19 protein-coding genes are annotated in these 24,739 nt (G+C 59.8%); 5 read left to right on the top strand and 14 right to left on the bottom strand.

Annotated features, from left to right (window positions below; translation table 11 throughout):
* The first annotated feature begins 22 nt into the window (after positions 1–22).
* Complete coding sequence (nuoM, locus tag VD17_RS02230) at positions 23–1,555, top strand: NADH-quinone oxidoreductase subunit M (RefSeq protein WP_033057076.1); 1,533 nt, start codon at positions 23–25, stop codon at positions 1,553–1,555.
* A gap of 7 nt (positions 1,556–1,562) precedes the next feature.
* Positions 1,563–3,026, top strand: coding sequence for an NADH-quinone oxidoreductase subunit NuoN (gene nuoN / locus VD17_RS02225; RefSeq protein ID WP_033057078.1), 1,464 nt, complete (start codon positions 1,563–1,565; stop codon positions 3,024–3,026).
* 273 nt (positions 3,027–3,299) lie between these two features.
* Here the strand turns inward: nuoN and VD17_RS02220 are convergent, their stop codons facing one another.
* From VD17_RS02220 to VD17_RS02195, 6 genes are all read right to left on the bottom strand, one after another.
* Positions 3,300–5,042, bottom strand: a complete 1,743-nt coding sequence (locus VD17_RS02220; protein ID WP_046052484.1) for an ABC transporter substrate-binding protein — start codon at positions 5,040–5,042, stop codon at positions 3,300–3,302.
* A 167-nt stretch (positions 5,043–5,209) separates the two neighbouring features.
* A complete protein-coding gene (locus tag VD17_RS02215) occupies positions 5,210–5,482 on the bottom strand; it encodes a DUF2160 domain-containing protein (RefSeq protein ID WP_008146061.1) in 273 nt (90 codons plus the stop codon).
* Positions 5,483–5,492: 10 nt separating this feature from the next.
* Positions 5,493–6,293 carry a carbohydrate ABC transporter permease gene (locus VD17_RS02210; protein ID WP_033057089.1) on the bottom strand — a complete coding sequence of 267 codons (801 nt, stop codon included), beginning with the start codon at positions 6,291–6,293 and terminating at the stop codon, positions 5,493–5,495.
* Positions 6,294–6,301: 8 nt separating this feature from the next.
* The gene (locus VD17_RS02205; RefSeq protein ID WP_046052483.1) at positions 6,302–7,168 is read right to left on the bottom strand and encodes a carbohydrate ABC transporter permease; all 867 of its coding nucleotides are present in this window, start codon (positions 7,166–7,168) and stop codon (positions 6,302–6,304) included.
* Positions 7,169–7,170: 2 nt separating this feature from the next.
* Positions 7,171–8,262 (bottom strand): ABC transporter ATP-binding protein, encoded by a 1,092-nt coding sequence (locus VD17_RS02200; RefSeq protein WP_046052482.1) that lies wholly within the window; start codon positions 8,260–8,262, stop codon positions 7,171–7,173.
* A complete protein-coding gene (locus VD17_RS02195; protein ID WP_046052481.1) occupies positions 8,262–9,356 on the bottom strand; it encodes an ABC transporter ATP-binding protein in 1,095 nt (364 codons plus the stop codon). Before VD17_RS02195 ends, VD17_RS02200 begins: the two co-directional genes overlap by 1 nt.
* Before the next feature lie 388 nt (positions 9,357–9,744).
* Here VD17_RS02195 and VD17_RS02190 point away from each other — a divergent pair, with 388 nt between their 5' ends.
* Positions 9,745–11,610 (top strand): sigma-54-dependent Fis family transcriptional regulator, encoded by a 1,866-nt coding sequence (locus VD17_RS02190; protein WP_046052480.1) that lies wholly within the window; start codon positions 9,745–9,747, stop codon positions 11,608–11,610.
* Between the two features lie 196 nt (positions 11,611–11,806).
* On the opposite strand, the gene cysS is transcribed toward VD17_RS02190, so the two are convergent.
* Together cysS and VD17_RS02180 are read right to left on the bottom strand one after the other, a co-directional pair.
* Complete coding sequence (gene cysS, locus VD17_RS02185; protein WP_046052479.1) at positions 11,807–13,189, bottom strand: cysteine--tRNA ligase; 1,383 nt, start codon at positions 13,187–13,189, stop codon at positions 11,807–11,809.
* A 15-nt stretch (positions 13,190–13,204) separates the two neighbouring features.
* The gene (locus tag VD17_RS02180) at positions 13,205–14,902 is read right to left on the bottom strand and encodes a glutamine--tRNA ligase/YqeY domain fusion protein (RefSeq protein ID WP_046052478.1); all 1,698 of its coding nucleotides are present in this window, start codon (positions 14,900–14,902) and stop codon (positions 13,205–13,207) included.
* 260 nt (positions 14,903–15,162) lie between these two features.
* Here VD17_RS02180 and VD17_RS02175 point away from each other — a divergent pair, with 260 nt between their 5' ends.
* Together VD17_RS02175 and lpxH are read left to right on the top strand one after the other, a co-directional pair.
* Positions 15,163–15,666, top strand: coding sequence for a peptidylprolyl isomerase (locus VD17_RS02175; protein WP_033057103.1), 504 nt, complete (start codon positions 15,163–15,165; stop codon positions 15,664–15,666).
* Positions 15,663–16,415, top strand: coding sequence for a UDP-2,3-diacylglucosamine diphosphatase (lpxH, locus tag VD17_RS02170; protein ID WP_046052477.1), 753 nt, complete (start codon positions 15,663–15,665; stop codon positions 16,413–16,415). The genes VD17_RS02175 and lpxH overlap by 4 nt, the downstream gene beginning before the upstream one ends.
* Before the next feature lie 131 nt (positions 16,416–16,546).
* Here lpxH and VD17_RS02165 read toward each other — a convergent pair whose 3' ends face one another.
* The 6 genes from VD17_RS02165 to VD17_RS02140 form a co-directional block, all read right to left on the bottom strand.
* Complete coding sequence (locus VD17_RS02165; protein WP_046052476.1) at positions 16,547–18,076, bottom strand: DHA2 family efflux MFS transporter permease subunit; 1,530 nt, start codon at positions 18,074–18,076, stop codon at positions 16,547–16,549.
* Between the two features lie 209 nt (positions 18,077–18,285).
* Entirely contained in the window at positions 18,286–19,503 is a 1,218-nt protein-coding gene (locus VD17_RS02160) for an HlyD family secretion protein (protein ID WP_046052475.1), read from the bottom strand.
* 15 nt (positions 19,504–19,518) lie between these two features.
* Complete coding sequence (locus tag VD17_RS02155; protein ID WP_046052474.1) at positions 19,519–20,988, bottom strand: efflux transporter outer membrane subunit; 1,470 nt, start codon at positions 20,986–20,988, stop codon at positions 19,519–19,521.
* Positions 20,985–21,458, bottom strand: a complete 474-nt coding sequence (locus VD17_RS02150) for a MarR family winged helix-turn-helix transcriptional regulator (RefSeq protein WP_033057114.1) — start codon at positions 21,456–21,458, stop codon at positions 20,985–20,987. Before VD17_RS02150 ends, VD17_RS02155 begins: the two co-directional genes overlap by 4 nt.
* 226 nt (positions 21,459–21,684) lie before the next feature.
* Positions 21,685–23,565, bottom strand: a complete 1,881-nt coding sequence (locus VD17_RS02145; protein WP_046052473.1) for a DEAD/DEAH box helicase — start codon at positions 23,563–23,565, stop codon at positions 21,685–21,687.
* 223 nt (positions 23,566–23,788) lie between these two features.
* The gene (locus VD17_RS02140) at positions 23,789–24,604 is read right to left on the bottom strand and encodes a substrate-binding periplasmic protein (protein ID WP_046052472.1); all 816 of its coding nucleotides are present in this window, start codon (positions 24,602–24,604) and stop codon (positions 23,789–23,791) included.
* Positions 24,605–24,739 lie beyond the last annotated feature (135 nt).

The following is a 24,739-nucleotide window of genomic DNA, read 5'->3' as shown; positions in this document are numbered from 1 at the left end:
TGCGAAAGGAATTGAGCCCGTCATGATTCTGCCTTGGCTAATCCTGATCCCCTTCATCGGCGGCCTGCTGTGCTGGATGGGTGAGCGCTTCGGCGCTACCCTCCCCCGCTGGATTGCGCTGTTGACCATGACCCTGGAACTCGCGCTCGGCCTCTGGCTGTGGGCCCACGGTAATTATTCATTTGCTCCGGCACCTGGCGCCGATCCGACCTGGGCGCTTGAGTTCAAGCACATCTGGATCGAGCGCTTCGGCATCAGCGTGCACCTGGCCCTCGACGGCCTGTCGCTGTTGATGATCCTGCTGACCGGTCTGCTGGGTATCCTCTCGGTACTCTGCTCGTGGAAAGAGATCCAGCGTCACGTTGGCTTCTTCCACTTGAACCTGATGTGGATCCTGGGCGGTGTCGTCGGCGTGTTCCTCGCCCTCGACCTGTTCATGTTTTTCTTCTTCTGGGAAATGATGCTGGTGCCGATGTACTTCCTCATCGCGCTCTGGGGTCATAGTTCTTCGGACGGCAAGAAAACCCGGATCTACGCGGCGACCAAGTTCTTCATCTTCACTCAGGCTTCCGGCCTGATCATGTTGGTGGCGATCCTGGGCCTGGTACTGGTCAACTTCAACGACACCGGCGTGATTACCTTCAACTACGCCGATCTGTTGAAAACCAAGATGTCGCTGACCACCGAGTACATCCTGATGCTCGGCTTCTTCATCGCCTTCGCGGTGAAGCTGCCGGTGGTGCCGTTCCACTCCTGGTTGCCTGACGCTCACGCCCAGGCACCGACCGCGGGTTCGGTCGACCTGGCCGGTATCTTGTTGAAAACGGCTGCTTACGGTCTGCTGCGTTTCGCCCTGCCGCTGTTCCCGAATGCCTCGGCCGAGTTCGCGCCGTTCGCCATGACCCTCGGTCTGATCGGGATCTTCTACGGTGCGTTCCTGGCCTTCGCCCAAACCGACATCAAGCGCCTGATCGCCTACTCCTCCGTTTCCCACATGGGTTTCGTGTTGATCGGCATCTACTCCGGCAGCCAACTGGCGCTGCAGGGCGCTGTGATGCAGATGCTGGCGCACGGTCTGTCGGCGGCGGCACTCTTTATCCTCAGTGGTCAACTGTACGAGCGTACCCACACCCGCGACATGCGTGAGATGGGTGGCCTGTGGTCGAAGATCGCTTACCTGCCGGCCGTCAGCCTGTTCTTCGCAGCCGCGTCCCTGGGCTTGCCGGCTACCGGTAACTTTGTGGGTGAGTTCCTGATCCTGATCGGCACGTTCCCGAGCGCTCCAATCATCACTATCCTCGCGACGTCCGGTCTGGTGTTCGGTTCGGTCTACTCGCTGATCATGATCCACCGTGCCTACTTCGGCCCGTCCAAATCGGACGCGGTGCTGCATGGCATGGACGGTCGCGAACTGATCATGGTGGTCGGCCTGGCAGCGTTGCTGATTTTCATCGGCGTGTACCCGCAACCGTTCCTCGATACCTCTGCTGCGACGATGCATGGCGTGCAGCAATGGCTCGGCACCGCCTTCACTCAACTCGCTTCGGCCCGGTAAGAGCGCTATGGAATTCACGACTCAACACTTTATCGCGCTTGCGCCGTTGTTGATCACCAGCGCCACGATCATCGTGGTGATGCTGGCGATCGCCTGGCGCCGCAACCACTCGCAGACCTTCCTGATTTCCGTGGCGGGTCTGAACCTGGCGTTGCTGTCGATCCTGCCAGCCCTGAAAGTCGCGCCTCTGGCCGTGACTCCATTGCTGCAGATCGACACCTTCGCTTGCCTGTACATGGCGCTGATCCTGGTCGCCACCCTCGCTTGTGTAACCCTCGCCCACGCCTACCTCGGCGATGGCGGTTCGGGTTACCCGGGCAACCGTGAAGAACTTTACCTGCTGATCCTGATGGCCGCCGCCGGTGGCCTGGTGCTGGTCAGCGCGCAGCACCTGGCCGGGTTGTTCATCGGTCTGGAACTGCTCTCGGTACCGGTCTACGGTCTGGTGGCTTATGCCTTCTTCAACAAGCGTTCGCTGGAAGCCGGTATCAAGTACATGGTGCTGTCGGCCGCCGGTTCTGCGTTCCTGTTGTTCGGCATGGCCCTGCTCTACGCCGACTCCGGCAGCCTGAGCTTCGTCGGTATCGGCCAGGCCCTCGCGGCCACCGGCCTGCCAAGCTCGCTGGCGCAACTGGGCCTGGGCATGATGCTAATCGGTCTGGCGTTCAAGCTGTCGCTGGTACCGTTTCACCTCTGGACCCCGGACGTTTACGAAGGTGCTCCGGCACCGGTGGCCGCGTTCCTGGCCACCGCTTCGAAAGTGGCTGTGTTCGCAGTGATGGTGCGTCTGTTCCAGATCTCGCCCGCGGCGAGCAGCGGTGTACTGAGTGACGTGCTGACCATCATCGCCATCGCGTCGATCCTGTTCGGTAACCTGCTGGCACTGACCCAGAGCAACCTCAAGCGTCTGCTGGGTTACTCGTCCATCGCTCACTTCGGTTACCTGCTGATCGCACTGGTAGCGAGCAAGGGTCTGGCCGTGGAAGCCATCGGCGTGTACCTGGTCACCTACGTGATCACCAGCCTCGGCGCGTTCGGCGTGATCACCCTGATGTCCTCGCCGTACAACGGCCGTGACGCGGATGCCCTGTACGAATACCGCGGCCTGTTCTGGCGCCGTCCGTACCTGACCGCCGTACTGACCGTGATGATGCTGTCCCTGGCCGGTATCCCGCTGACCGCGGGCTTCATCGGCAAGTTCTACATCATCGCTACCGGCGTCGAGTCGCACCAATGGTGGCTGGTCGGTTCCCTGGTACTGGGCAGCGCCATCGGCGTCTTCTACTACCTGCGTGTGATGGTCACCCTGTACCTGATCGAACCGAACCTGCGTCGCCACGATGCGCAACTGCACTGGGAACAACGTGCAGGCGGCGTGATGCTGCTGGCCATCGCTGCACTGGCGTTCTTCCTCGGGCTGTATCCGCAGCCGTTGCTGGTGCTGGTTCAGCAAGCGGGTCTGGCGGGTTGATCGCTTAAGCGACACTCGGTAGAAAACAGAAACGGCACCTTCGGGTGCCGTTTTTGCGTTTGATCTTCGTACTTGTGTGCCGTCATCAGTAACCGGTTGTCTGGGATGGCCTCTTCGCGAGCAAGCTCGCTCCCACAATGGATCTCCTGTTAACACACTATTTGTGAACAACACCGAACTACTGTGGGAGCGAGCTTGCTCGCGATGGCGGTGGAGCAGGCACAAAGTAAAACGGCACCTTTCGGTGCCGTTTGCGTTTCACATTAAAGCCTCTTACTTCCGTGCATCAGCCCACGATTTCAGCAGTTCGTTGTAGCTCACGGTTTCACCTTTAGGCTTCTCGTTCGCCAGTTTTGGCTTCGGTGCACCCGGCTGATCGAACCAGTATTGCGCATCGCGCTCGGGGTTCATTTTCGGTGCGCAAGTGGCTTGCGCCTTCGAGCGCTCCAGACGGGTCATGATCGCGTCCTGATCCTTGGCCAAACCATCCAGCGCCTGTTGCGGGCTTTTGTCGCCGCTGGCGGCTTCGGCAATATGGCTCCACCACAGTTGAGCCAGACGCGGATAGTCCGGCACGTTGGTCCCGGTCGGGGTCCATTGCACGCGGGCCGGGCTGCGGTAGAACTCCACCAGGCCACCGAGTTTCGGCGCCAGGTCGGTCATCGCTTGCGAGTTGATGTCCGATTCGCGGATGGGCGTCAGGCCGACGATGGTTTTCTTCAACGATACGGTTTTCGAGGTCACGAACTGCGCGTACAGCCAGGCCGCCAGTTTCTGTTTCTCAGGCGTGGACTTCATGAACGTCCACGAACCCACGTCCTGATACCCAAGCTTCATGCCCTCTTCCCAATACGGTCCGCGTGGCGATGGCGCCATGCGCCATTTCGGCGTGCCGTCGGCATTCACCACCGGCAGGCCCGGCTTGGTCATGTCCGCAGTGAATGCGGTGTACCAGAAAATTTGCTGGGCGATGTTGCCTTGGGACGGCACCGGGCCGGATTCGGAGAAGGTCATGCCCGCCGCTTCCGGTGGCGCGTATTTCTTCATCCAGTCGACGTATTTGGTGGTGGCAAAAACCGCTGCCGGGCCGTTGGTATCACCCCCGCGGGTCACGCTGGAGCCGACCGGATGGCAGTCTTCGACACGAATGCCCCACTCATCCACTGGCAAACCGTTGGGCAAGCCCTTGTCACCGCCGCCGGCCATGGAGAACCAGGCATCGGTAAAGCGCCAGCCCAGGGACGGGTCTTTCTTGCCATAGTCCATGTGCCCGTAGACCCGCTTGCCGTCGATTTCCTTGACGTCTTCGCTGAAGAATTTGGCGATGTCTTCATAGGCAGACCAGTTCACCGGCACGCCCAACTCGTAACCGTATTTTTCCTTGAACTTGGCTTTCAGCTCCGGCCGCTCGAACCAGTCGGCGCGGAACCAGTAGAGGTTGGCGAACTGTTGATCGGGCAATTGATAGAGCTTGCCGTCGGGCGCGGTGGTGAAGGAGATGCCGATGAAATCCTTGAGGTCCAGGGTCGGCGACGTAAAGTTTTTACCCTCATTGGCCATCAGGTCGGTGATGGCTTCGGTCTTGCCGTAACGGAAATGGGTGCCGATCAGGTCCGAGTCGTTGACCCACCCGTCATAGATGCTTTTGTCCGACTGCATCACGGTCTGCAGTTTCTCCACGACATCGCCTTCTTGCAGCAGGTCGTGGGTGACTTTGATCCCGGTGATCTCGGTAAAGGCCTTGGCCAATACCTTGGATTCATACTCGTGCGTGGTCAGGGTTTCGGAAACAACCTTGATGTCCATCCCGCGAAACGGCTCTGCAGCCTTGATAAACCACTTCAACTCTTCGAGTTGCTGGGCTTCGGTCAGGGTGGACGGTTTGAATTCGCTGCCAATCCATTTCTTGGCCGCGTCTTCATAGGCATCCGCCCAGGCTGCAGCGCTCAACCCGCTGAGTGCCAGCATGGCTGCCAATGAAACGCTATGTCGCAGCTTATTGTTTTTGTCGAACATAAGACCTCCTTTTTGGGTTTCGGAGCAGGCTCTGTACGAGAACTGCCTGCGCGTCGATCATGCTGCGTTAAAAACAGGCTCGGAATGCTCATTGACTAAAGTCAACTCCGCTACCTCGCCTGTTTTTGCCTTGCCTGATCGCCGCTCGGCGAGTTCTCGCACAGACCCTATCCCCAGCGCATCACAGCCAACAGCCACACCAGGGACAACGCGAACGCAACCCAGATGCTCCAGTCGGTGACGCCGATTACCAGCAAATGCAGGTAGGCGCTGCCGAGAAGACCGATAAACAACCGATCGCCACGGGTGGTGGCAATCGGCAACAAACCACGGCGAAGAATGCTCGGCGAACGCAGTTCCCAAGTCGTCATGCCCACCAGGATCAAGGCAATGACACTGAAGAATGCCGCCGTAGGGCCGGTCCAACTCATCCATTCCATCATCAGCTCCTCAGACCCGGCCCAGGGCAAAGCCCTTGGCCACGTGGTTGCGAACAAACCAGATCACCAGCATGCCCGGCAGGATGGTCAATACCCCGGCCGCCGCCAACACGCCCCAGTCGATGCCGGACGCCGAGACCGTGCGCGTCATCACCGCCGCAATCGGTTTGGCGTTGACCGACGTCAGCGTTCGCGCGAGTAGAAGTTCGACCCAGGAAAACATAAAGCAGAAAAATGCCGTCACACCGATCCCGGAACCAATCAACGGAACGAAAATCTTCACGAAGAACTTAGGAAAACTGTAACCGTCGATGTAGGCGGTTTCGTCGATTTCCTTGGGAACCCCAGACATGAAGCCCTCAAGAATCCACACCGCCAACGGCACATTGAACAGGCAATGAGCCAGCGCGACGGCGATGTGCGTATCGAACAAACCGATCGAGGAATACAGCTGGAAGAACGGCAACAGAAACACCGCCGGTGGTGCCATGCGATTGGTCAGGAGCCAGAAAAACAGGTGCTTGTCACCGAGAAACCGATAGCGCGAGAACGCATACGCCGCCGGCAATGCCACGCTCAGCGAAATCACCGTGTTCATGCTCACGTAGTACAACGAGTTGAGGTAACCGGTGTACCAGGCCGGATCGGTGAAGATCACCTTGTAGTTGGCGAAGGTGAAATCCTGCGGAAACAACGTCAGGCCGCTGAGGATTTCGGTGTTGCTCTTGAAGGACATGTTCAGCAACCAGTAGATCGGCACCAGCAGGAACAGGATGTAGATCAGCAACGGAATCAGCTTTCTCTTGCTCATGGCAGACCTCAGCGGTTGGCGTCAGAGTGAGTCATGGCCGTATAGAACAACCAGGACACCAACAGGATGATCAGGAAGTACACCAGCGAGAACGCCGCTGCCGGCCCCAGGTCGAATTGACCTACAGCCATCTGGGTCAGGGTCTGACTCAAGAACGTCGTGGCATTCCCCGGACCGCCTCCGGTCAGCACAAACGGCTCGGTGTAGATCATGAAACTGTCCATGAACCGCAGCATCACTGCGATCAGCAATACGCTCTTGAGCTTGGGCAACTGGATGTGTCGGAAAACCGCCCAGGCCGATGCCCGATCAATCCGCGCCGCCTGGTAGTACACGTCCGGAATCGCCCGCAGCCCCGAGAAACACAACAGCGCCACCAACGACGTCCAGTGCCAGACGTCCATCACCAGCACCGTGACCCAGGCGTCCATGGTGTTGGCCGCGTAGTTGTAGCTGATGCCCATGGCGTTGAGGCTCGAGCCCAGCAGGCCGATGTCCGCCCGGCCGAAGATCTGCCAGATGGTGCCGACCACGTTCCACGGAATCAGCAACGGAATCGCCAGGATGATCAGCACCAGCGACGACCAGCGACCCTTGGTCGGCATGGTCAGGGCGATGGCGATGCCCAGCGGGATTTCGATCAGCAGCACACAGCCGGAGTAGATGAACTGGCGCAGCAATGAGTCATGCAGGCGCGGATCGAGCAGCACTTGCTTGTACCAGTCGGCGCCGACGAAGTAGCGGCTGGACTGATCGAAAATGTCCTGCACCGAGTAGTTGACCACGGTCATCATCGGGATCACAGCACTGAACGCCACCAGCAAAAACACCGGCAACACCAGCCACCAGGCCTTGTTGTTTTGCACCTTGTTCATGGCTACGTCTCCAGGAGATATTCGTCGGCATACACCATCAACCATTGCGCCGGGAAGCTGATGTAGGCGGTTCCCTCGGGCACTGGCTTGTCTTCGGCCAGGCGCACTTTCAAAGGGGTGCCGTCGAGGTTCAGGGTCATGATCTTGTAGGTGCCAAGGTCTTCGACGTGTACGACCTGTGCCTGCATCGCCTCATCAAACGGCTCGTCCCACACATGCACGAACTCTGGACGGATGCCGACCTTCAGGGTTTTCCACTCCGACTCGGCAACGCGCGTCTGCTGAGCATCGGACAGCGGCAAATGAGTCGAGGCGAAACCGACACCGCCGGGCTGCGGCTGTACCTCGATCAGGTTCATCCCCGGGCTGCCGATGAAATAGCCGACAAAGGTGTGGCTCGGCCGCTCGAACAGTTCTCGCGGCGTACCGAATTGCACAATCTGCCCGCCGTACATCACCGCGATCTTGTCGGCGAAGGTCGAGGCTTCGAGCTGATCGTGAGTGACGTAGACCATGGTGATGTTGAACTGCTCATGGATCTGCTTGAGCTTGCGCCGCAGCTTCCACTTCAGGTGCGGGTCGATCACCGTCAGCGGCTCATCGAACAGGATCGCCGACACGTCATCGCGCACCAGCCCACGGCCCATCGAGACTTTCTGTTTTTCATCGGCGGTGAGGTTGCGCGCCTTTTTGCTCAACAGCGTCTGGAGGTCGAGTACTTCGGCGATTTCCTGCACCTTGCTGTGAATTTTCGCCTCGGCCATGCCCTGATTGCGCAGCGGGAAGGCCAGGTTATCGAACACCGTCATGGTGTCGTAGACCACCGGAAACTGGAAAACCTGGGCGATGTTGCGCTTCTCTGGGGTCAGGTCGTTGACCACTTTGCTGTCGAACAGCACCTGGCCCTGGGACGGACTGAGCAACCCGGAAATGATGTTGAGCAAGGTCGACTTGCCGCAGCCCGAAGGCCCAAGCAAGGCATAAGCACCGCCCTGCTCCCAGACGTGATCCATCTCACGAATCGCATAATCCTCGGGGCCGGTCGGCGTGCGGGTGTAACTGTGGGCGAGGTGCTGCAAACGAATTTCGGCCATCAGGCAACCCTCGCGATACGGCGACCGGGCGCCTGGACCAGCCGCCCCTGCATATCGAAGACAAACAGTTTATGGGTCGGGATATAGATACGAATCGGCGCATCGACGTCGTATTCGTGAACGCCGGGCAAGTGCAGCACCAGCAGGAAATGCTCGTTGCGCACGTGCAGGAAGGTTTCCGATCCGCTGATCTCGGCCACCTCGACGGTCACCGCCAGTTCCAGGTCATCGTCGTTGCTCGGCACCAGCGAAATATGGCTGGGCCGCACGCCGAAGCGAAACTCGCCCTCGCCCACCGGCCGCAAATCGACGTTCAGCGGGAAGTGCACGAAATTGGCGAAGCTGACTTCGTTGCCAGCGATACGCCCCGGCATCAGGTTGATCGGCGGCTCGGAGAACAGCTCTGCCGCCAGCACGGTTTGCGGCTGGTGATACACCTCGGAAGACTTGCCGCTCTGAATCACCCGGCCTTCGTGAAGAATGGTGGTGGTGCCACCCAGCGCCAGGGCTTCGTTGGGTTCGGTGGTGGCATAGATGGCGATGGTGTGGTGAGCCTTGAACAGCTCGCGCATTTCCTGGCGCAGTTCTTCGCGCAGTTTGTAATCGAGGTTCACCAGCGGCTCGTCGAACAGGATCAGTTCGGCATCCTTGACCAGCGCCCGGGCCATGGCCGTGCGCTGTTGCTGACCACCGGAGAGTTCGAGGGGGTGGCGCTGGAGGAATTTCTCGATGCGCAACATCTTCGCGGTTTCCAGCACTTTGCTCTGGATCAGCTCATCGGACACACCGCCCTGGCGCAATGGCGAGGCGATGTTCTCGAACACCGTCATGGTCGGGTAGTTGATGAACTGCTGATAGACCATCGACACGTTACGCAAACGCACCGGGCGCTGGGTGACGTCGACGCCGTTCATCAGGATGCGGCCGCTGTCGGGCTTGTCCAGACCGGCCATCAAGCGCATGAGACTGGTTTTGCCGGACAGCGTACGCCCGAGCAAAACGTTGAAGGATCCGGCTTCGAAACTAAGGCACGCATCATCGATCCAGGTCTGGCCCTCGACGGTGCGGCTGACGTGCTCCAGGGTTAATGACATGGCTCGGCCTTTTTATTATTGGAGTCAAGCGACCGGAGCTACAGAGCGACATTCGTGCCAGAAATTGCAAGCCGTTGATCCGGCTTGAGAATCCTTCAAATGGAAGAAAAACTGCGTTCGTTGCTGAACAGAAATGAACAACCTCAGTTGAACAATTGAACAATCCAACCGTTGACAATGAACAATAGTGAACAACACTCTACGGATGCTTTTTGCCTTCCCTGAAGCTAGGTCAGAATTGCTGAACCTGTGGGAGCGAGCCTGCTCGCGATAGCGGTGGGTCAGTCGACATAAATATTGACTGACCCACCGCTATCGCGAGCAGGCTCGCTCCCACAGGGGAAATACCTATAACAACAATAAAAGTGTTATTCAGAGGCTGACTGTCATGGCCGCACCTGCCCCCGTTTTGTCCCACGACGCCATCATTCAGGACTCCTGGTCCCGATGCCGCGCGTTCGGCCTCAATCATCAGAGCGCCCCGGCGTTCGATCAGTTGCCGGCCGAGGGCATTGTGCAATTGCTGGAGAGCCAGCACTCACTGGTGCAAACCACTCACCAGGAAGTCCTGCCGTACTACGAGAACATCCTCAGCAATTCCAACTGCCTGATCATGCTCGCCGACAATCAGGGCCAGGTGCTGACGTCCTGGGGCACCCAGCGTTTTATCGAGCCGAACCTGACCCGCGGTTTCAGCGCCGGTGCCAGCTGGATGGAACGCTGCAGCGGCACCAATGCGATCGGCACCGCGCTGGCCTGCGAGCAGGCGGTGCACATCGAGCACGATGAACATTTTCTGAAAGCCAACCGTTTCATGACCGGTTCCGCCGCACCGATTTTCGATGCCGAACGCAAGGTCATCGCGGTGCTGGATGTGTCCAGCGACAGCTACCTGCCGCCGTCCCACACGCTCGGCATGGTCAAGATGATGAGTCAGACCGTGGAAAACCGGCTGATCCTCAACCTGTTCCATGGCCAGCATTTCCAACTGACGTTCAACACCGGACTGAACAACCTCGACAGCCAATGGGCCGGGCTGTTGATTTTTGACGAAACCGGTCAGGTGCTGTCCGCCAACCGCCGTGCCGACAATCTGCTGGGCATCAGCCTGTCGCGGGTCAGTGTCGAAAGTCTGTTCAAGGTCTCGCTACTGGAATTGCTGAACCAGCCGGACGGACGGCCCTTCGCCTTGCAAACTTCGGGACGCAACCGCTTCCAATGCCTGTTGAGGCGGCCGAAACAGACAGTGATTCAGGCGCGGCAATTTTCTGAAACAAAGAGCGCAGAATCCAAGAGCGCCGAACCCACGGTGGCGGCACCGGCAGCGATCAGCCTCAACACCCTGCATTTCGGTGACAGCCGCGTGGAAAAAGCCGTGCGCCAGGCCGAGCGGTTGCTGGAAAAAGACATCCCGCTGCTGATCCACGGCGAAACCGGGGTCGGCAAGGAAGTCTTCGTCAAAGCCCTGCATCAGGCCAGCTCTCGGAGCAAAAAACCCTTCATCGCCGTCAACTGTGCAGCCATCCCCGCCGAACTGGTGGAATCCGAATTGTTTGGCTACGAGAAAGGCGCGTTCACCGGCGCCAACCAGAAAGGCAGCATCGGGCTGATCCGCAAGGCCGACAAAGGCACTCTGTTCCTCGATGAAATCGGCGATATGCCGTTGCCGACTCAGGCTCGACTGCTGCGAGTGTTGCAGGAGCGTTGCGTGCAACCGGTAGGCAGCAGCGAGTTGTTCCCGGTGGATATCCGGATTATTTCAGCAACCAACCGCTCGTTGCGCGAACAGGTGCAGTTGGGGCGGTTTCGTGAAGATCTCTATTACCGGATTGGTGGCTTGACCCTGGAACTGCCGCCGTTAAGGGAACGCAGTGATAAAGAGGCCTTGTTCAAACGCCTGTGGGAACAGCACCGCGAGCCATCGCAGTGGGCCGGGTTGAGCCGAGAGGTGCTGGAGTTGTTCAGTCGTCATCCGTGGCCGGGGAATTTAAGACAGGTCAGCAGCGTGATGCAGGTAGCGCTGGCCATGGCCGAGGAGCAACCGGTGCGGCCGGAGCATTTGCCGGATGATTTCTTTGTTGATTTGGAGATGGAGCCGGTGGATTTACCGGAGCCATTGGCGGTGGATTTGAATGATGCCGAGGATTTGAATCGGCAGTTGCAGGCGGCGGGGGGGAATATCTCGCACCTGGCCCGACGGCTCGGTGTTAGCCGCAATACCCTTTACAAGCGGTTGCGCCAGTCAGACAGCTGACTGCTGCGCAGTCAATCGCGAGCAGGCTCACTCCTACAGGGGATTTGTGTCGCGCCCGGAACTCAAACATGGCGAAGATCAACTGTAGGAGCGAGCCTGCTCGCGATAGCGTTAGTCCCATCACCGAACTACTGAATGTCTTGCACATAAACAAAAACCCGCACAAGGCGGGTTTTGTTTGTAGCAAACGCAGCAATCAGTCAGCCAGTCGCCAGGTGGTGCCGCCCTTCCCGTCTTCCAGCACCACGCCCATGGCGGTGAGCTGGTCGCGGATGCGGTCGGATTCGGCCCAGTCTTTACCAGCACGTGCCGCCAGACGCGCAGCAATCAGCGCATCAACCTCAGCCGCATCAACCCGCCCTTCAGCGCCGGCCTGCAAGAAGTCATCCGCTTCGAGCTGCAACACACCCAGCACACTCGCCAATTCCTTCAAGCGCGCCGCCAGACCCGCCGCTGCATCAAGATCGCTCTCGCGCAGACGGTTGATTTCACGAACCATCTCGAACAGCACCGCGCAGGCTTCCGGCGTGCCGAAGTCGTCGTTCATCACCTGAGTGAAACGCTCGACAAAGGCTTCGCCACCGGCCGGCGCCACGTTCGGCAGGCCTTTCAACGCATGGTAGAAACGCTCGAGTGCGCCTTTGGCGTCCTTGAGGTTGTCTTCCGAATAGTTGATCGCGCTGCGGTAGTGGCTCGACACCAGCAGGTAACGCACGACTTCCGGGTGGTACTTTTCCAGCACGTCGCGAATGGTGAAGAAGTTGTTCAAGGACTTGGACATCTTCTCGCCATTGATGCGAATCATGCCGCAATGCATCCACGCGTTGGCGTAGGTCTTGCCGGTGGCCGCTTCGCTTTGGGCGATTTCGTTTTCATGGTGCGGGAACTCGAGGTCGCTGCCGCCGCCATGAATATCGAAGGTCTCGCCCAGGCAGCAGGTCGACATCACCGAGCACTCGATGTGCCAGCCCGGACGACCGTCGCCCCAAGGCGAAGGCCAGCTCGGCTCGCCCGGCTTGGCGCCTTTCCACAGCACGAAGTCCAGCGGGTCCTGCTTGGACTCGTCGACTTCGATCCGCGCACCGATGCGCAGGTCTTCGATTTTCTTGCGCGATAGCTTGCCGTAGCCCATGAACTTGGCGACGCGGTAGTACACGTCGCCATTGCCCGGGGCGTAAGCGTAACCCTTGTCGATCAAGGTTTGGATCATCGCGTGCATGCCGGGGATATGCCCGGTGGCGCGCGGTTCCATGTCCGGCTTCTGGATGTTCAGGCGCGCTTCGTCTTCGTGCATCGCCGCGATCATGCGCTCGGTCAACGCTTCGAACGACTCGCCGTTCTCGTTGGCCCGATTGATGATCTTGTCGTCGATGTCGGTGATGTTGCGCACGTAGGTCAGGTCGTAACCGCTGAACCGCAACCAGCGGGTCACCAGGTCGAACGCGACCATGCTGCGGCCGTGGCCCAGGTGGCAGTAGTCGTACACGGTCATCCCGCAGACGTACATGCGCACCTTGTTGCCATCCAGAGGCTTGAAGACTTCTTTGCTCTTGGTGAGCGTGTTGTAGATCGTAAGCACTTTAGTTTCCTTGAATCACTGGCCCCACGAATCACGCAAGGTCACGGTACGGTTGAACACCGGATGACCAGGTTTTGAGTCCTTGATATCCGCGACGAAGTAACCTTCGCGCTCGAACTGGAAACGGTCTTCCGGCTGTGCATTGCCAAGCGAAGGCTCAGCACGACAACCGGTGAGGACTTGCAGCGAGTCAGGGTTGATGTTGTCCAGGAAACTGGCGCTGTCTTCGGCCTTCTCAGGGTTGGCCGAACGGAACAGGCGATCGTACAGACGCACTTCACACTCGACGCTGGCCGCGGCCGGCACCCAGTGCACCACGCCTTTGACCTTGCGGCCTTCAGGGTTCTTGCCCAGGGTTTCCGGGTCATAGGAGCAACGCAGTTCGACGATGTTGCCATCGGCGTCCTTGATCGCTTCGTCGGCGCGGATTACGTAGCTGCCGCGCAGACGCACTTCGCCAGCCGGTTCCAGGCGTTTGTAGCCTTTTGGCGGCTCTTCCATGAAGTCTTCACGGTCGATGTAGAGCTCACGGGCGAACGGCAGAACGCGCACGCCCATGTCTTCTTTCGGGTGGCACGGCAGTTCGAGGTTCTCGACCTGGCCTTCCGGGTAGTTGGTGATCACGACTTTCAGCGGACGCAGCACGCACATGGCACGCGGGGCGCTGTGGTCGAGGTCGTCACGGATGCTGAATTCCAGCATGCCGAAGTCGACCACGCCGTCGGAACGGTTGGTGCCGATCATTTCGCAGAAGTTGCGGATCGATTTCGGCGTGTAACCACGGCGGCGGAAGCCGGACAGCGTGGACATGCGCGGGTCGTCCCAGCCATGAACGTGCTTTTCATCGACCAGTTGCTTGAGCTTGCGCTTGCTGGTGATCGTGTAGTTCAGGTTCAGACGGCTGAATTCATACTGACGCGGTTGCGCCGGCACGGGCAGGTTCTCGAGGAACCATTCGTACAGCGGACGGTGGCTTTCGAACTCCAGGGTGCAGATCGAGTGGGTGATGCCTTCGATGGCGTCCGACTGACCGTGGGTGAAGTCGTAGTTCGGGTAGATGCACCACTTGTCACCGGTCTGGTGGTGGTGAGCGTGACGGATGCGATACATGATCGGGTCGCGCAGGTTCATGTTCGGCGAGGCCATGTCGATCTTGGCCCGCAGCACGCGTGCGCCGTCCTTGAATTCACCGGCCTTCATGCGGGCGAACCAGTCCAGGTTCTCTTCCACGGAGCGGTCACGGAACGGGCTGTTGCGACCCGGCTCGGTCAGGGTGCCGCGATATTCCTTGGCCTGTTCAGGGCTCAGGTCGTCGACGTAGGCCTTGCCGGCCTTGATCAGCTCAACGGCCCAGTCGTGCAACTGGTCGAAATACTGCGAGGCATAGCGCACTTCACCGGACCATTCGAAGCCCAGCCATTTGACGTCGCTTTCGATCGCGTCGATGTATTCCTGGTCTTCCTTGGCCGGGTTGGTGTCGTCGAAACGCAGGTGCGTGACGCCGCCAAATTCCTGGGCCAGGCCGAAGTTCACACAAATCGACTTGGCGTGACCGATGTGCAGGTAGCCGTTGGGCTCAGGCGGGAAACGGGTGACGATCTGCGTGTGCTTACCCGAGTCCAGGTCCGCCTGGATGATCGGGCGCAGGAAATTGACCGGCACGGCAGGGCCGGTCTTGGAATTCGAGGTAGGGTCGACAGTGGGCTTGCTCATAGGATCCTTGAACGTACAAGTGCGCGGCCAGTTGGCCAAATCAAAGCGGCTGTTAAAACAAAGGGGCTTATCATAGCCGATGCCGCCAAGTCGCTGACAGAGCAGGCCCGAAAACGGCTGCATTTAATCGGATGCAAATGAAAAACAGCCTCGAAATTCGCGCCCGGCACGCTAAACTGCGCACCTTGGCCAAATTTGGCCGGACCGGTTGAGGGCTGCAAAGCCCCGAAACCCACGAATTCCCAGAAAGAGTACCGATCATGACCCAAGTCAAACTGACCACCAACCATGGCGACATCGTCCTGGAACTGAACGCTGAAAAGGCACCGATCACCGTTGCCAACTTCATCGAGTACGTCAAAGCCGGTCACTACGAAAACACCGTTTTCCACCGCGTCATCGGTAACTTCATGATCCAGGGCGGCGGTTTCGAGCCAGGCATGAAAGAAAAGAAAGACAAACGCCCAAGCATCCAGAACGAAGCCGACAACGGCCTGCCGAACGAGAAGTACACCGTCGCCATGGCCCGCACCATGGAACCGCATTCGGCTTCCGCCCAGTTCTTCATCAACGTGGCTGACAACAGCTTCCTGAACCACAGCGCCAAGACCACTCAGGGCTGGGGCTACGCGGTATTCGCCAAAGTCGTTGCAGGCACCGACGTGGTCGACAAGATCAAAGGTGTTTCCACCACCATGAAGTCCGGCCACCAGGACGTACCAGCAGAAGACGTGATCATCGAGAAAGCCGAGATCATTGAGTGATACTGCTGATTTCAGACTTGCATCTGGAAGAGGAGCGCCCGGACATTACCCGGGCGTTTCTGGATTTGCTCGCCGGACGCGCCCGCTCGGCGAGTGCGTTGTACATCCTGGGCGACTTTTTCGAGGCGTGGATTGGCGACGATGCCATGACGCCGTTCCAGCGTTCCATCTGCCAGGCCCTGCGCGATCTCAGCGACAGCGGCACGGCCATTTTTCTGATGCACGGCAATCGCGACTTCATGCTTGGCCAGGCCTTCTGCAAACAGGCCGGCTGTACGTTGTTGAAAGACCCGAGTGTCGTGCAGTTTTACGGTGAGCCGGTGCTATTGATGCACGGCGACAGCCTCTGCACCCGCGACGAGGCTTATATGAAGCTGCGTCGCTATCTACGAAATCCCGTCACCCTGTTCATCCTGCGGCACTTGCCTTTGCGGACTCGCCATAAACTGGCGCGCAAGCTGCGCAGTGAAAGCCGTGCGCAGACGCGGATGAAGGCCAATGACATTGTGGATGTCACGCCGGAAGAAGTGCCGCGGATCATGCAGGCCTTTGGCGTGAAGACCTTGATCCATGGGCACACCCATCGCCCCGCCATCCACAAATTGCAGATTGGCGAGCAGGCGGCCAAGCGCATTGTGCTGGGGGATTGGGATCGTCAGGGCTGGGCGTTGCAGGTGGATGAGCAAGGGTTTGCGTTGGCGCCGTTCGACTTCGCCCCACCGCCGCAACTCGCAGCACCCGCCAGCTAACCGCCGAACACAAATCCCACTGTAGGAGTGAGCCTGCTCGCGATAGCGGTGTATCAGTCAACAAAGTTGTTGAATGTGATACCGCTATCGCCGGCAAGCCGGTCTCACTCCTACAATTTGACCGCGTTGGGTCAGTGGCCACTGGCAGCAGGGCCTGCTTTAGCGGCAAACGGCGGTTTCGCCAGCCACACCAGCACAATCAACCCCATGAACGCCCACCCCAGCAACGTGAAGTAATCCACGGTGGAGAGCATGTACGCCTGACTGGTCAGCACATGATCCAGTTGCGCATACGCCGGATTGCTCGCCCCGCCCAGGCTGTTCAGCGCCTCACGGGTCGCCGGCTCATAGGTGCTGATGCTTTCGCTCATATAGGCGTGGTGCTGATCGGCCCGGCGAATCCAGATCCAGGTCGTCAACGATGCCGCAAAACTGCCGCCCAAGGTCCGCAGGAACGTCGCCAGGCCCGCGCCGTCGGCGATCTGGCTCGGTGGCAGGTCCGACATCAGAATGCTCAAGGTCGGCATGAAGAACAGCGCCACGCCAATGCCCATGAACAGCTGCACCAGGGCGATGTGCTGGAAGTCCACTTCGTTGGTAAACCCGGCACGCATGAAGCAGCTCAGGCCAATCGCCAGGAACGCCAGGCCGGCCAGCAACCGCAAGTCGAACTTATGAGCGTATTTGCCGACAAACGGCGACATCAGCACCGGCAGAATCCCGATCGGCGCCACCGCCAGCCCCGCCCACGTAGCCGTGTAACCCATCTGGGTTTGCAGCCATTGCGGCAGGATCAAGTTGATCCCGAAGAAGCCGGCGTAACCCAACACCAGCACAATCGTGCCGATGCGGAAGTTGCGGTAAGCGAACAGCCGCAGATTGACCACCGGGTGTTTGTCAGTCATTTCCCAGATCACGAACACCGTAAGCGCAATCACCGAAATAGCCGCGCCGATGAGGATGAAGTTCGATTCGAACCAGTCCAGGTCATTACCCTTGTCGAGGATCACCTGCAACGCGCCGACGCCAATGATCAGGGTGATCAAACCGACGTAATCCATCGGCTGGTAGCTGGTTTCCACCGGCCGCGCCTTGAGTTGCTGGCGTACCACCATCACCGCGAAAACACCGATCGGCACGTTGATAAAAAAGATCCACGGCCAGCTATAGCTGTCGGTAATCCAGCCGCCGAGGATGGGGCCGGCAATCGGCGCCACCACCGTGACCATCGCCAGCAACGCCAGGGCCATGCCGCGCCTGGCGGGTGGATAGACCGCGATCAGCAGCGTTTGAGTCATCGGGTACAACGGACCGGCGACCAGGCCTTGCAGCACCCGGAAGCCAATCAGCTCGGGCATCGAGGTCGAGATACCGCAGAGAAACGAGGCGATCACGAACAGGATGGTCGCCCAGAGAAACAACTTCACCTCACCGAAACGGCGGCTCAGCCAACCGGTCAGCGGCAGCGCAATCGCATTGCTCACCGCAAACGAAGTGATGACCCAAGTGCCCTGCTCCGAACTCACGCCCAGGTTGCCGGAAATCGTCGGCAGCGCCACGTTGGCGATGGTGGTGTCGAGCACTTGCATGAAGGTCGCCAGCGACAGGCCAATGGTGCTGAGCAACAGGCTGGGCGGCGTAAAAGAGGCGTTATTGCTCATCGCGAATCCTTTGAAACCTGATTGGCGCTACGCCTGTTACAGACGCAACTGACCTTGTGGGAGCAAGCCTTGGTGGTGAGGGAGCTTTTGTGGCGAGGGGATTTATCCCCGTTCGGCTGCGAAGCAGTCGCAAAGCTTTTGGGGCCGCTTCGCGACCCAACGGGGATAAATCCCCTCGCCACAAAGGCTCGCTCCTACAGTGGGCGGTGTCAGCGTTGCGCGGTTTTGCTGACCGCAGCGCTGTTGTCGTGGATCAACTGCGTGATCATCGCGTCGGCCTCGGCCAACTGACGGTCATACACATTGGTGCTGAACGAGGCCTTTTGCGGCGGCTGTTGCGCCAGCACCGGGCCGCTCTGGTCACGCAGGTTCACATCGACCTGAGTCGACAGACCAACGCGCAACGGGTGTTTGGCCAGTTCTTCGGCGTTGATGTGAATCCGCACTGGCACCCGCTGGACGATCTTGATCCAGTTGCCGGTGGCGTTCTGCGCCGGCAACAGGGCAAACGCGCTGCCGGTACCGGCGCCGAGGCTGTCGATGGTGCCGCTGAACTTCACGTCGCTGCCGTAAAGGTCCGCTTCAATGTCCACTGGCTGACCGATGCGCATGTCACGCAGTTGGGTTTCCTTGAAGTTGGCGTCGATCCACAGCTGATCCAGCGGAATGACCGCCATCAATGCGGTGCCCGGCTGGACGCGTTGGCCCAGTTGTACCGAGCGCTTGGCCACGTAACCGGTGACCGGCGCGATCAAGGTGCTGCGGGAGTTGTTCAAGTACGCCTGACGCAATTGCGCGGCAGCAGACATCACGTCCGGGTGAGACGACACCACGGTGTCATCGACCAGCGCGCTGGTGGTTTTCAGTTGCTGTTTGGCGTTGGCCAGGGCGTTTTGCGCCGAGGTCAGGTCGTCGCGAGCGTGGGACAGTTCTTCCTGGGAGATCGCTCCGCCAGCGGCGAGGTTTTTCCGGCGATTGAAGTTGTCCTGAGCCTTCTGCACTTCAGCCTGTTGGGCGTTGACCTGGGCTTTCATGCCGTCGACGTTACTGTACAAGCCGCGAACCTGACGCACGGTGCGGGCCAGATTGGCCTGGGCACTTTGCAGACCGACTTCGGCGTCGTTCGGGTCGAAGTTGATCAGCACCTGACCTTCGTGAACCAGGTCGCCGTCGTCGGCACCAATGCTGACCACGGTGCCGGTGACCAACGGAGTGATTTCCACCACGTTGCCGTTCACATAGGCGTCGTCGGTGCTTTCGTTCCAGCGACCGTAGAATTCGTGATAACCCCAGACGCCGACACCGGCGAGGATCACCACGATCGCGAGCAGCACCAGCATGACTTTGCGTTTGCGCGAATTACTCGTGTCTTGAGCGTTGTCAGACGCTTTATCAGTTGGAGCAGGGGTTGTATCCGTAGTGGCCATGACAAATACCTTGAATTAGTTGTGCTGCGTGGCTGGGGTTGCGTTGGCTGCGGTCAGGGTTTCGCCCTGGAAGCCACCGCCCAGCGCCTGCATCAGTTGGATCGACAGATCGATCTGCTCGGCATTCAGGTTGGCCAGCTGACGCTGGGCCTGGAGCAATTGCTGCTCGATGCTGAGCACGTCCAGGTAATTCCCGATGCCGGAACCGTACCGCTGGACCACGGTGTTGTAAGAATCCTGGGCAATGTCGGTGGCGTGTTGCTGAGCGCCGATCTGCCGGCCGATATCGCGCAACTGGTTGATGGTGTCGCTGACATCACCCAGGGCTTTCACCAGGCTTTTGTTGTACTGCGCCACCGCGAGGTCGTAATCGGCGTCGCGGGAATCGAGGTCGGCGCGCAGGCGGCCGCCGTCGAAAATCGGCACCGAGATCGTCGGTGCAATGTTGAAGAAACGACTGGCCGAACCGAACATCGCATCGCCCAGCAACGACTCGGCACCGGCCGCGGCGCTCAGGTTGAGGTTGGGGTAGAAGCGGGTTTTGCCGGCGTCGATGCTCTTGCTCGCGGCCTCGACCCGCCAACGTGCGGCCACCAGGTCTGGACGACGACCCAGCAACTCGGCCGGCAGCACCGATGGCAACGCGACGGCGCTGGCCTGAAGAATTTTCGGCCGGGCGATTTCGTTGCCGCGATCCGGGCCTTTACCGAGCAAAACGGCCAAGGCGATTTTCGCGCTTTGCAGGCGTTTTTCGGCGTCGATCAGGCTGGCTTCCGAGGTGGCTTCCAGGCTCTCTGTTTGCTGGAACTGGTACTGACTGTCGATCCCGGAACTCAAGCGGCGCTGGCTCAGGTCAAGCATTTGTTTGGTGCGCTTGAGGTCTTCACTGGCCAGGTCATAGACGATGTGCGCCTGACCCAGATCGCTGTAGGCCCGAGCCACGTCGGCGGACAAGGTCAACTGAGCGGCTTGTTGATCGACTTCGGCAGCACGGGCCTGGCCCAGTGCGGCTTCCCAGGTGTCACGCTGACCGCCCCAAAGGTCGAAGTTGTAATTGAAACTGGCACTGATGTTGCGCACGGTCGAGTAGGCATCGCCCTGCCCGCGTGGGTCCTGATCCTTGGCCAGACGCGAACGACTGACGCCGGCACTGGCATCGAGAGTCGGCATGCGCGCGGCATCCGCTGCATAAGCAGCGGCACTGGCCTGGTGAGCACGGGCGTCGGCAATCTGCATGTCGGGGCTGTCGTGCAGGGCTTCGCGGATCAAGCCGTCGAGCTGTGGGTCGCCGAGGCTTTTCCACCAGTCGCTTTTCGGCCAGGCCGCCGGCGACAGGGTCACGCCGCTGAGGGATTGCCCGGCCTTGAGGTTTTTCGCATCGAGGCTGACGCCTTCGGTGGTCAGGCCGCTGTAGCTGGCGCAACCGGCCAGGGTCATGGCCGCCAGCACCAGGCTCAGGCCGGTCCGCAGGGTTTTACTGCTCATTTGTCACCTACCCGCAGCAGGGTGATCGAGTCACCGGCTGCCACCAAAATTTTCTTCAGGATCTGTTCGAGGGTTTTCAACTCCTCTGGGGTGATCGCGCCAGCCAGTTCATTCATGGCGTCGGCGCCGATCTCCGGCAGGCGATCCGTCAACTGCTGGCCTTGTTCGGTCAGCACCAGCTGAACCTGACGGCGATCCGCTTCGGAGCGTTGGCGGGCGAGGAAGCCTTTCTGTTCCAGACGATCGAGCATGCGGGTCATCGAACCGCTGTCCAGCGACAGGTGACGGCACAGCTCGGCCGGGGTATCGACGCCGAACTGGGCCATGATGATCAGCACTTTGAACTGCGCGGCAGTAATGCCGTGGGGTTCCATGTGCGTGTCGATGATCCGGTCCTTGAGCAGCGCAGCGCGCCCGAGCAGGAGGCCGAGATGGCAAGTGTGGAATTCGTCCGGGGTGAAATGTTTCATCTGACCACCAATTAGCTGCCTAGGCAGAGAATGTATGTCGAGATGTTACTGCCTAGGCAGCGAATGTCAACGCAATAGTTAGGTTGCTTGCTATTTAGTTGATCAATGGCGGTTCGCACAAGCAAAAAGATCGCAGGCTTCGCCAGCTCCTACAGAAGCAGTTTGCAGCACAAATAAAAATGCCCCTGATCTCGCGATCAGGGGCATTTTTTGTTACTGCGTTAAATCAGCGATTGCGGGTCAGCAAGGCTGGTTTCTCGCCGCGTGGACGGCCTGGCAGTTGATCAAGTTGCTCAGGAGTCGGGAAACGATCGGTTTTCGACTCCTTGTGAATGATCTTCGGTGCCGGGCCGCGCGGGTTTTGCACGGCCGGTTCCGAACGCGGCTGATCGTCACGAGCCGGGCGGCGGTTGCGGGACTCTTCGCGACGGGCCTGGCCGTCACGTGGAGCACCATTGCGTGGGCCGCTGCGCTTGGCCGGCGGCGTGCCGGTGGTAGCGCCATCGCTGCTGCGTGGGCCACTTTGACGACCCTGAGGCTTGCCGCCGCCGGTGCGCGGAGCACCTGCACCAGCTGCCGTGCCTTGTGCCGGAGCACCCGGACGGCGGCCACGGCCCTGAGCCGGTTTGGCTTGAGGAACGTAGTCGACGCGGTTACCGAAGTTATCGATATCGTCGTCCAGGAACTCGTCTGGAGCACGGTCCGCAGCAGCAGCGCGTGGCGCTGGACGCTGTTGCTCGCGAGCCGGAGTGCCTTCGCGTGGCTTGTGTTCACGCGCCGGGCGATCGCCACGGCCAGTGGCTGCAGGTTTTTCCTTGCCGCCCTTGTCCTTGCCTTTGTCTTTACGACCGCCGCCACCGCCGGTGCCGTTCGGACCGTCGCCACGCGGACCACGTGGGTTACGCGGGTTACGCACATCCGGACGCTCGCGGACTTCAGGTTTCTCGGCTTCTACAGCGCTGGAATCGAAGCCCATCAGGTTGCCGTCGGCAATCTTCTGCTTGGTCATGCGCTCGATGCTTTTCAGCAGCTTTTCTTCATCCGGAGCGACCAGCGAGATCGCCTCGCCCGAACGACCGGCACGGCCGGTACGACCGATACGGTGAACGTAATCTTCGTCGACGTTTGGCAATTCGAAGTTGACCACGTGTGGCAACTGATCGATGTCCAGGCCGCGAGCGGCGATGTCAGTGGCGACCAGGATGCGCACTTCGCCGGCCTTGAAGTCTGCCAGGGCTTTGGTGCGAGCGTTCTGGCTCTTGTTACCGTGGATCGCAACGGCGCTCAGGCCGTGTTTGTCCAGGTACTCGGCCAGACGGTTGGCGCCGTGCTTGGTGCGGGTGAACACCAGCACTTGTTCCCAGGCGCCAGCGGTGATCAGGTGCGCCAGCAACGAGCGCTTGTGGCTGGCGGCCAGGCGGAATACACGCTGTTCGATACGCTCGACCGTGGTGTTCGGCGGCGTGACTTCGATGCGCTCCGGGTTGTGCAGCAACTTGCCGGCGAGGTCGGTGATGTCTTTAGAGAAAGTCGCCGAGAACAGCAGGTTCTGGCGTTTGCTCGGCAGACGGGCGAGGACCTTTTTCACGTCATGGACGAAGCCCATGTCGAGCATGCGGTCGGCTTCGTCCAGCACGAGGATTTCCACGTGGGACAAATCGACGCTGCCTTGACCGGCGAGGTCGAGCAGGCGGCCGGGGCAGGCCACCAGCACGTCAACGCCGCGGGACATGGCCTGAACCTGTGGGTTCATGCCGACGCCGCCGAAGATGCAGGCGCTGACGAACTTCAGGTCACGAGCATAGACCTTGAAGCTCTCGTGTACTTGAGCCGCGAGTTCACGGGTAGGGGTCAGGACCAGTACGCGCGGTTGGCGCGGGCCGTGACGCTGGGATTTGTCCGGGTGACCGTTGGGGAACAACCGCTCCAGAATCGGAAGGGCGAAGCCGCCGGTTTTACCAGTACCTGTCTGAGCCGCGACCATCAGGTCGCGACCTTGCAACACGGCGGGAATGGCCCGCTGTTGCACCGGAGTAGGCTCGGTATAGCCCGCTGCCTCGATGGCGCGGACTAAAGCCTCGGAGAGACCGAGGGAAGCAAAGGACATGAGTAATCCTGTTTTAGTTAGGGCTTGGCCCAATGGGAGTCTTGCCTGGCGCGAATGGCGTTTAAGAGGAACGCAATCCCGTCCGGTCCTGCTGGGCCTTGAAAGCTCGTCTGGAGTGCTCGCGCGGGCTGAAAAGCTGCGCTGTAGCGGGGTCGAGATGCCTTGAACAAGTCCGAGCGTCCGGGCGTGAGCCTGGCGGGAAGGCCGGAGTATAACAGAGCAATCACTGCGCGCCGCTTTCCTGCTGCTCAACGGTTTTTCCGCTGGCGGCGGTGGCTCTGCTGGCTTTGACCTCGGCCGCCGGATCGGCGCCATATCGGGCGCTCAATTCAGCGTACGCAGGTTCGCGCTTGAAGCGTTTGAGTTCGGCGCCGAAGCGCTGCACCAACAAGTCCATGCCGGCGTTGCGGCGTACTGCCAGGTACTGGCTCTGGTGGCTGATGACGGTCGGGTTCTGGGTAATCTTGTCGCGGATGTCCAATTCGTCGAGCAAGTGCTGACCGACCCTGCGATCAGTGATCAGCAGGTCGATCCGTCCGCGCACCAGTTTGCCGAAGTTGGCTTCATGGGTCGGCGCCGGTTCACGAGTGAACAGCGTCGATTCGCGAAAGTCCTGGCTGTACAGATAGCCTGGGGAAGTGCCGATGGTCAGCCCCTTCAGGTCGTCCAGGGTGCGAAAAGGGTGGGGCCGCTCATTGGCGTAGAACATCACGAACTCCACTTCCGAGAGCGGCTCGCCGGGGTAGAGCAGGGTGGCGTCGCGCTCATCGCTGTGGAAGATGTCCAGCGCGCCGTCTGCCTGGCCCGTTTCGAGCATCGACAGGCAGCGTTTCCACGGCAGGAACTGCCATTCCACTTCGATGCCCAGGCGCTTGAAGACGATGGCGGTGGTTTCGTAGTCCAGTCCCAGGGATTTGCCGTTTTCCTCATACACGTACGGCGCCCAGGGTTCGGTGACAATGCGCAGCTTCTCGCCCCGAGCGGCGAAGCTCAGGCAAGTAAAAAGAAACACGGTCAGTAACTGCGTGATCAAAGGCATGGCTTGAGATTACGACGAGAAACCGGAAAGAGCCAGAAATGGGATCCAGAAGCTCTAACTCGGTGTGTGCTGCACAATAAAAGGGCGTTAAAACAAAAGATCGCAGCCTCGTTTCACTCGACAGCTCCTACCGGG

Origin of the sequence: Pseudomonas fluorescens (genome assembly GCF_000968015.1) — a bacterium.
GTDB lineage: Bacteria > Pseudomonadota > Gammaproteobacteria > Pseudomonadales > Pseudomonadaceae > Aquipseudomonas > Aquipseudomonas fluorescens_W.
The sequence above is the reverse complement of the archived record's forward strand: the minus strand, read 5'-3'. Positions and strand labels throughout refer to the sequence as shown.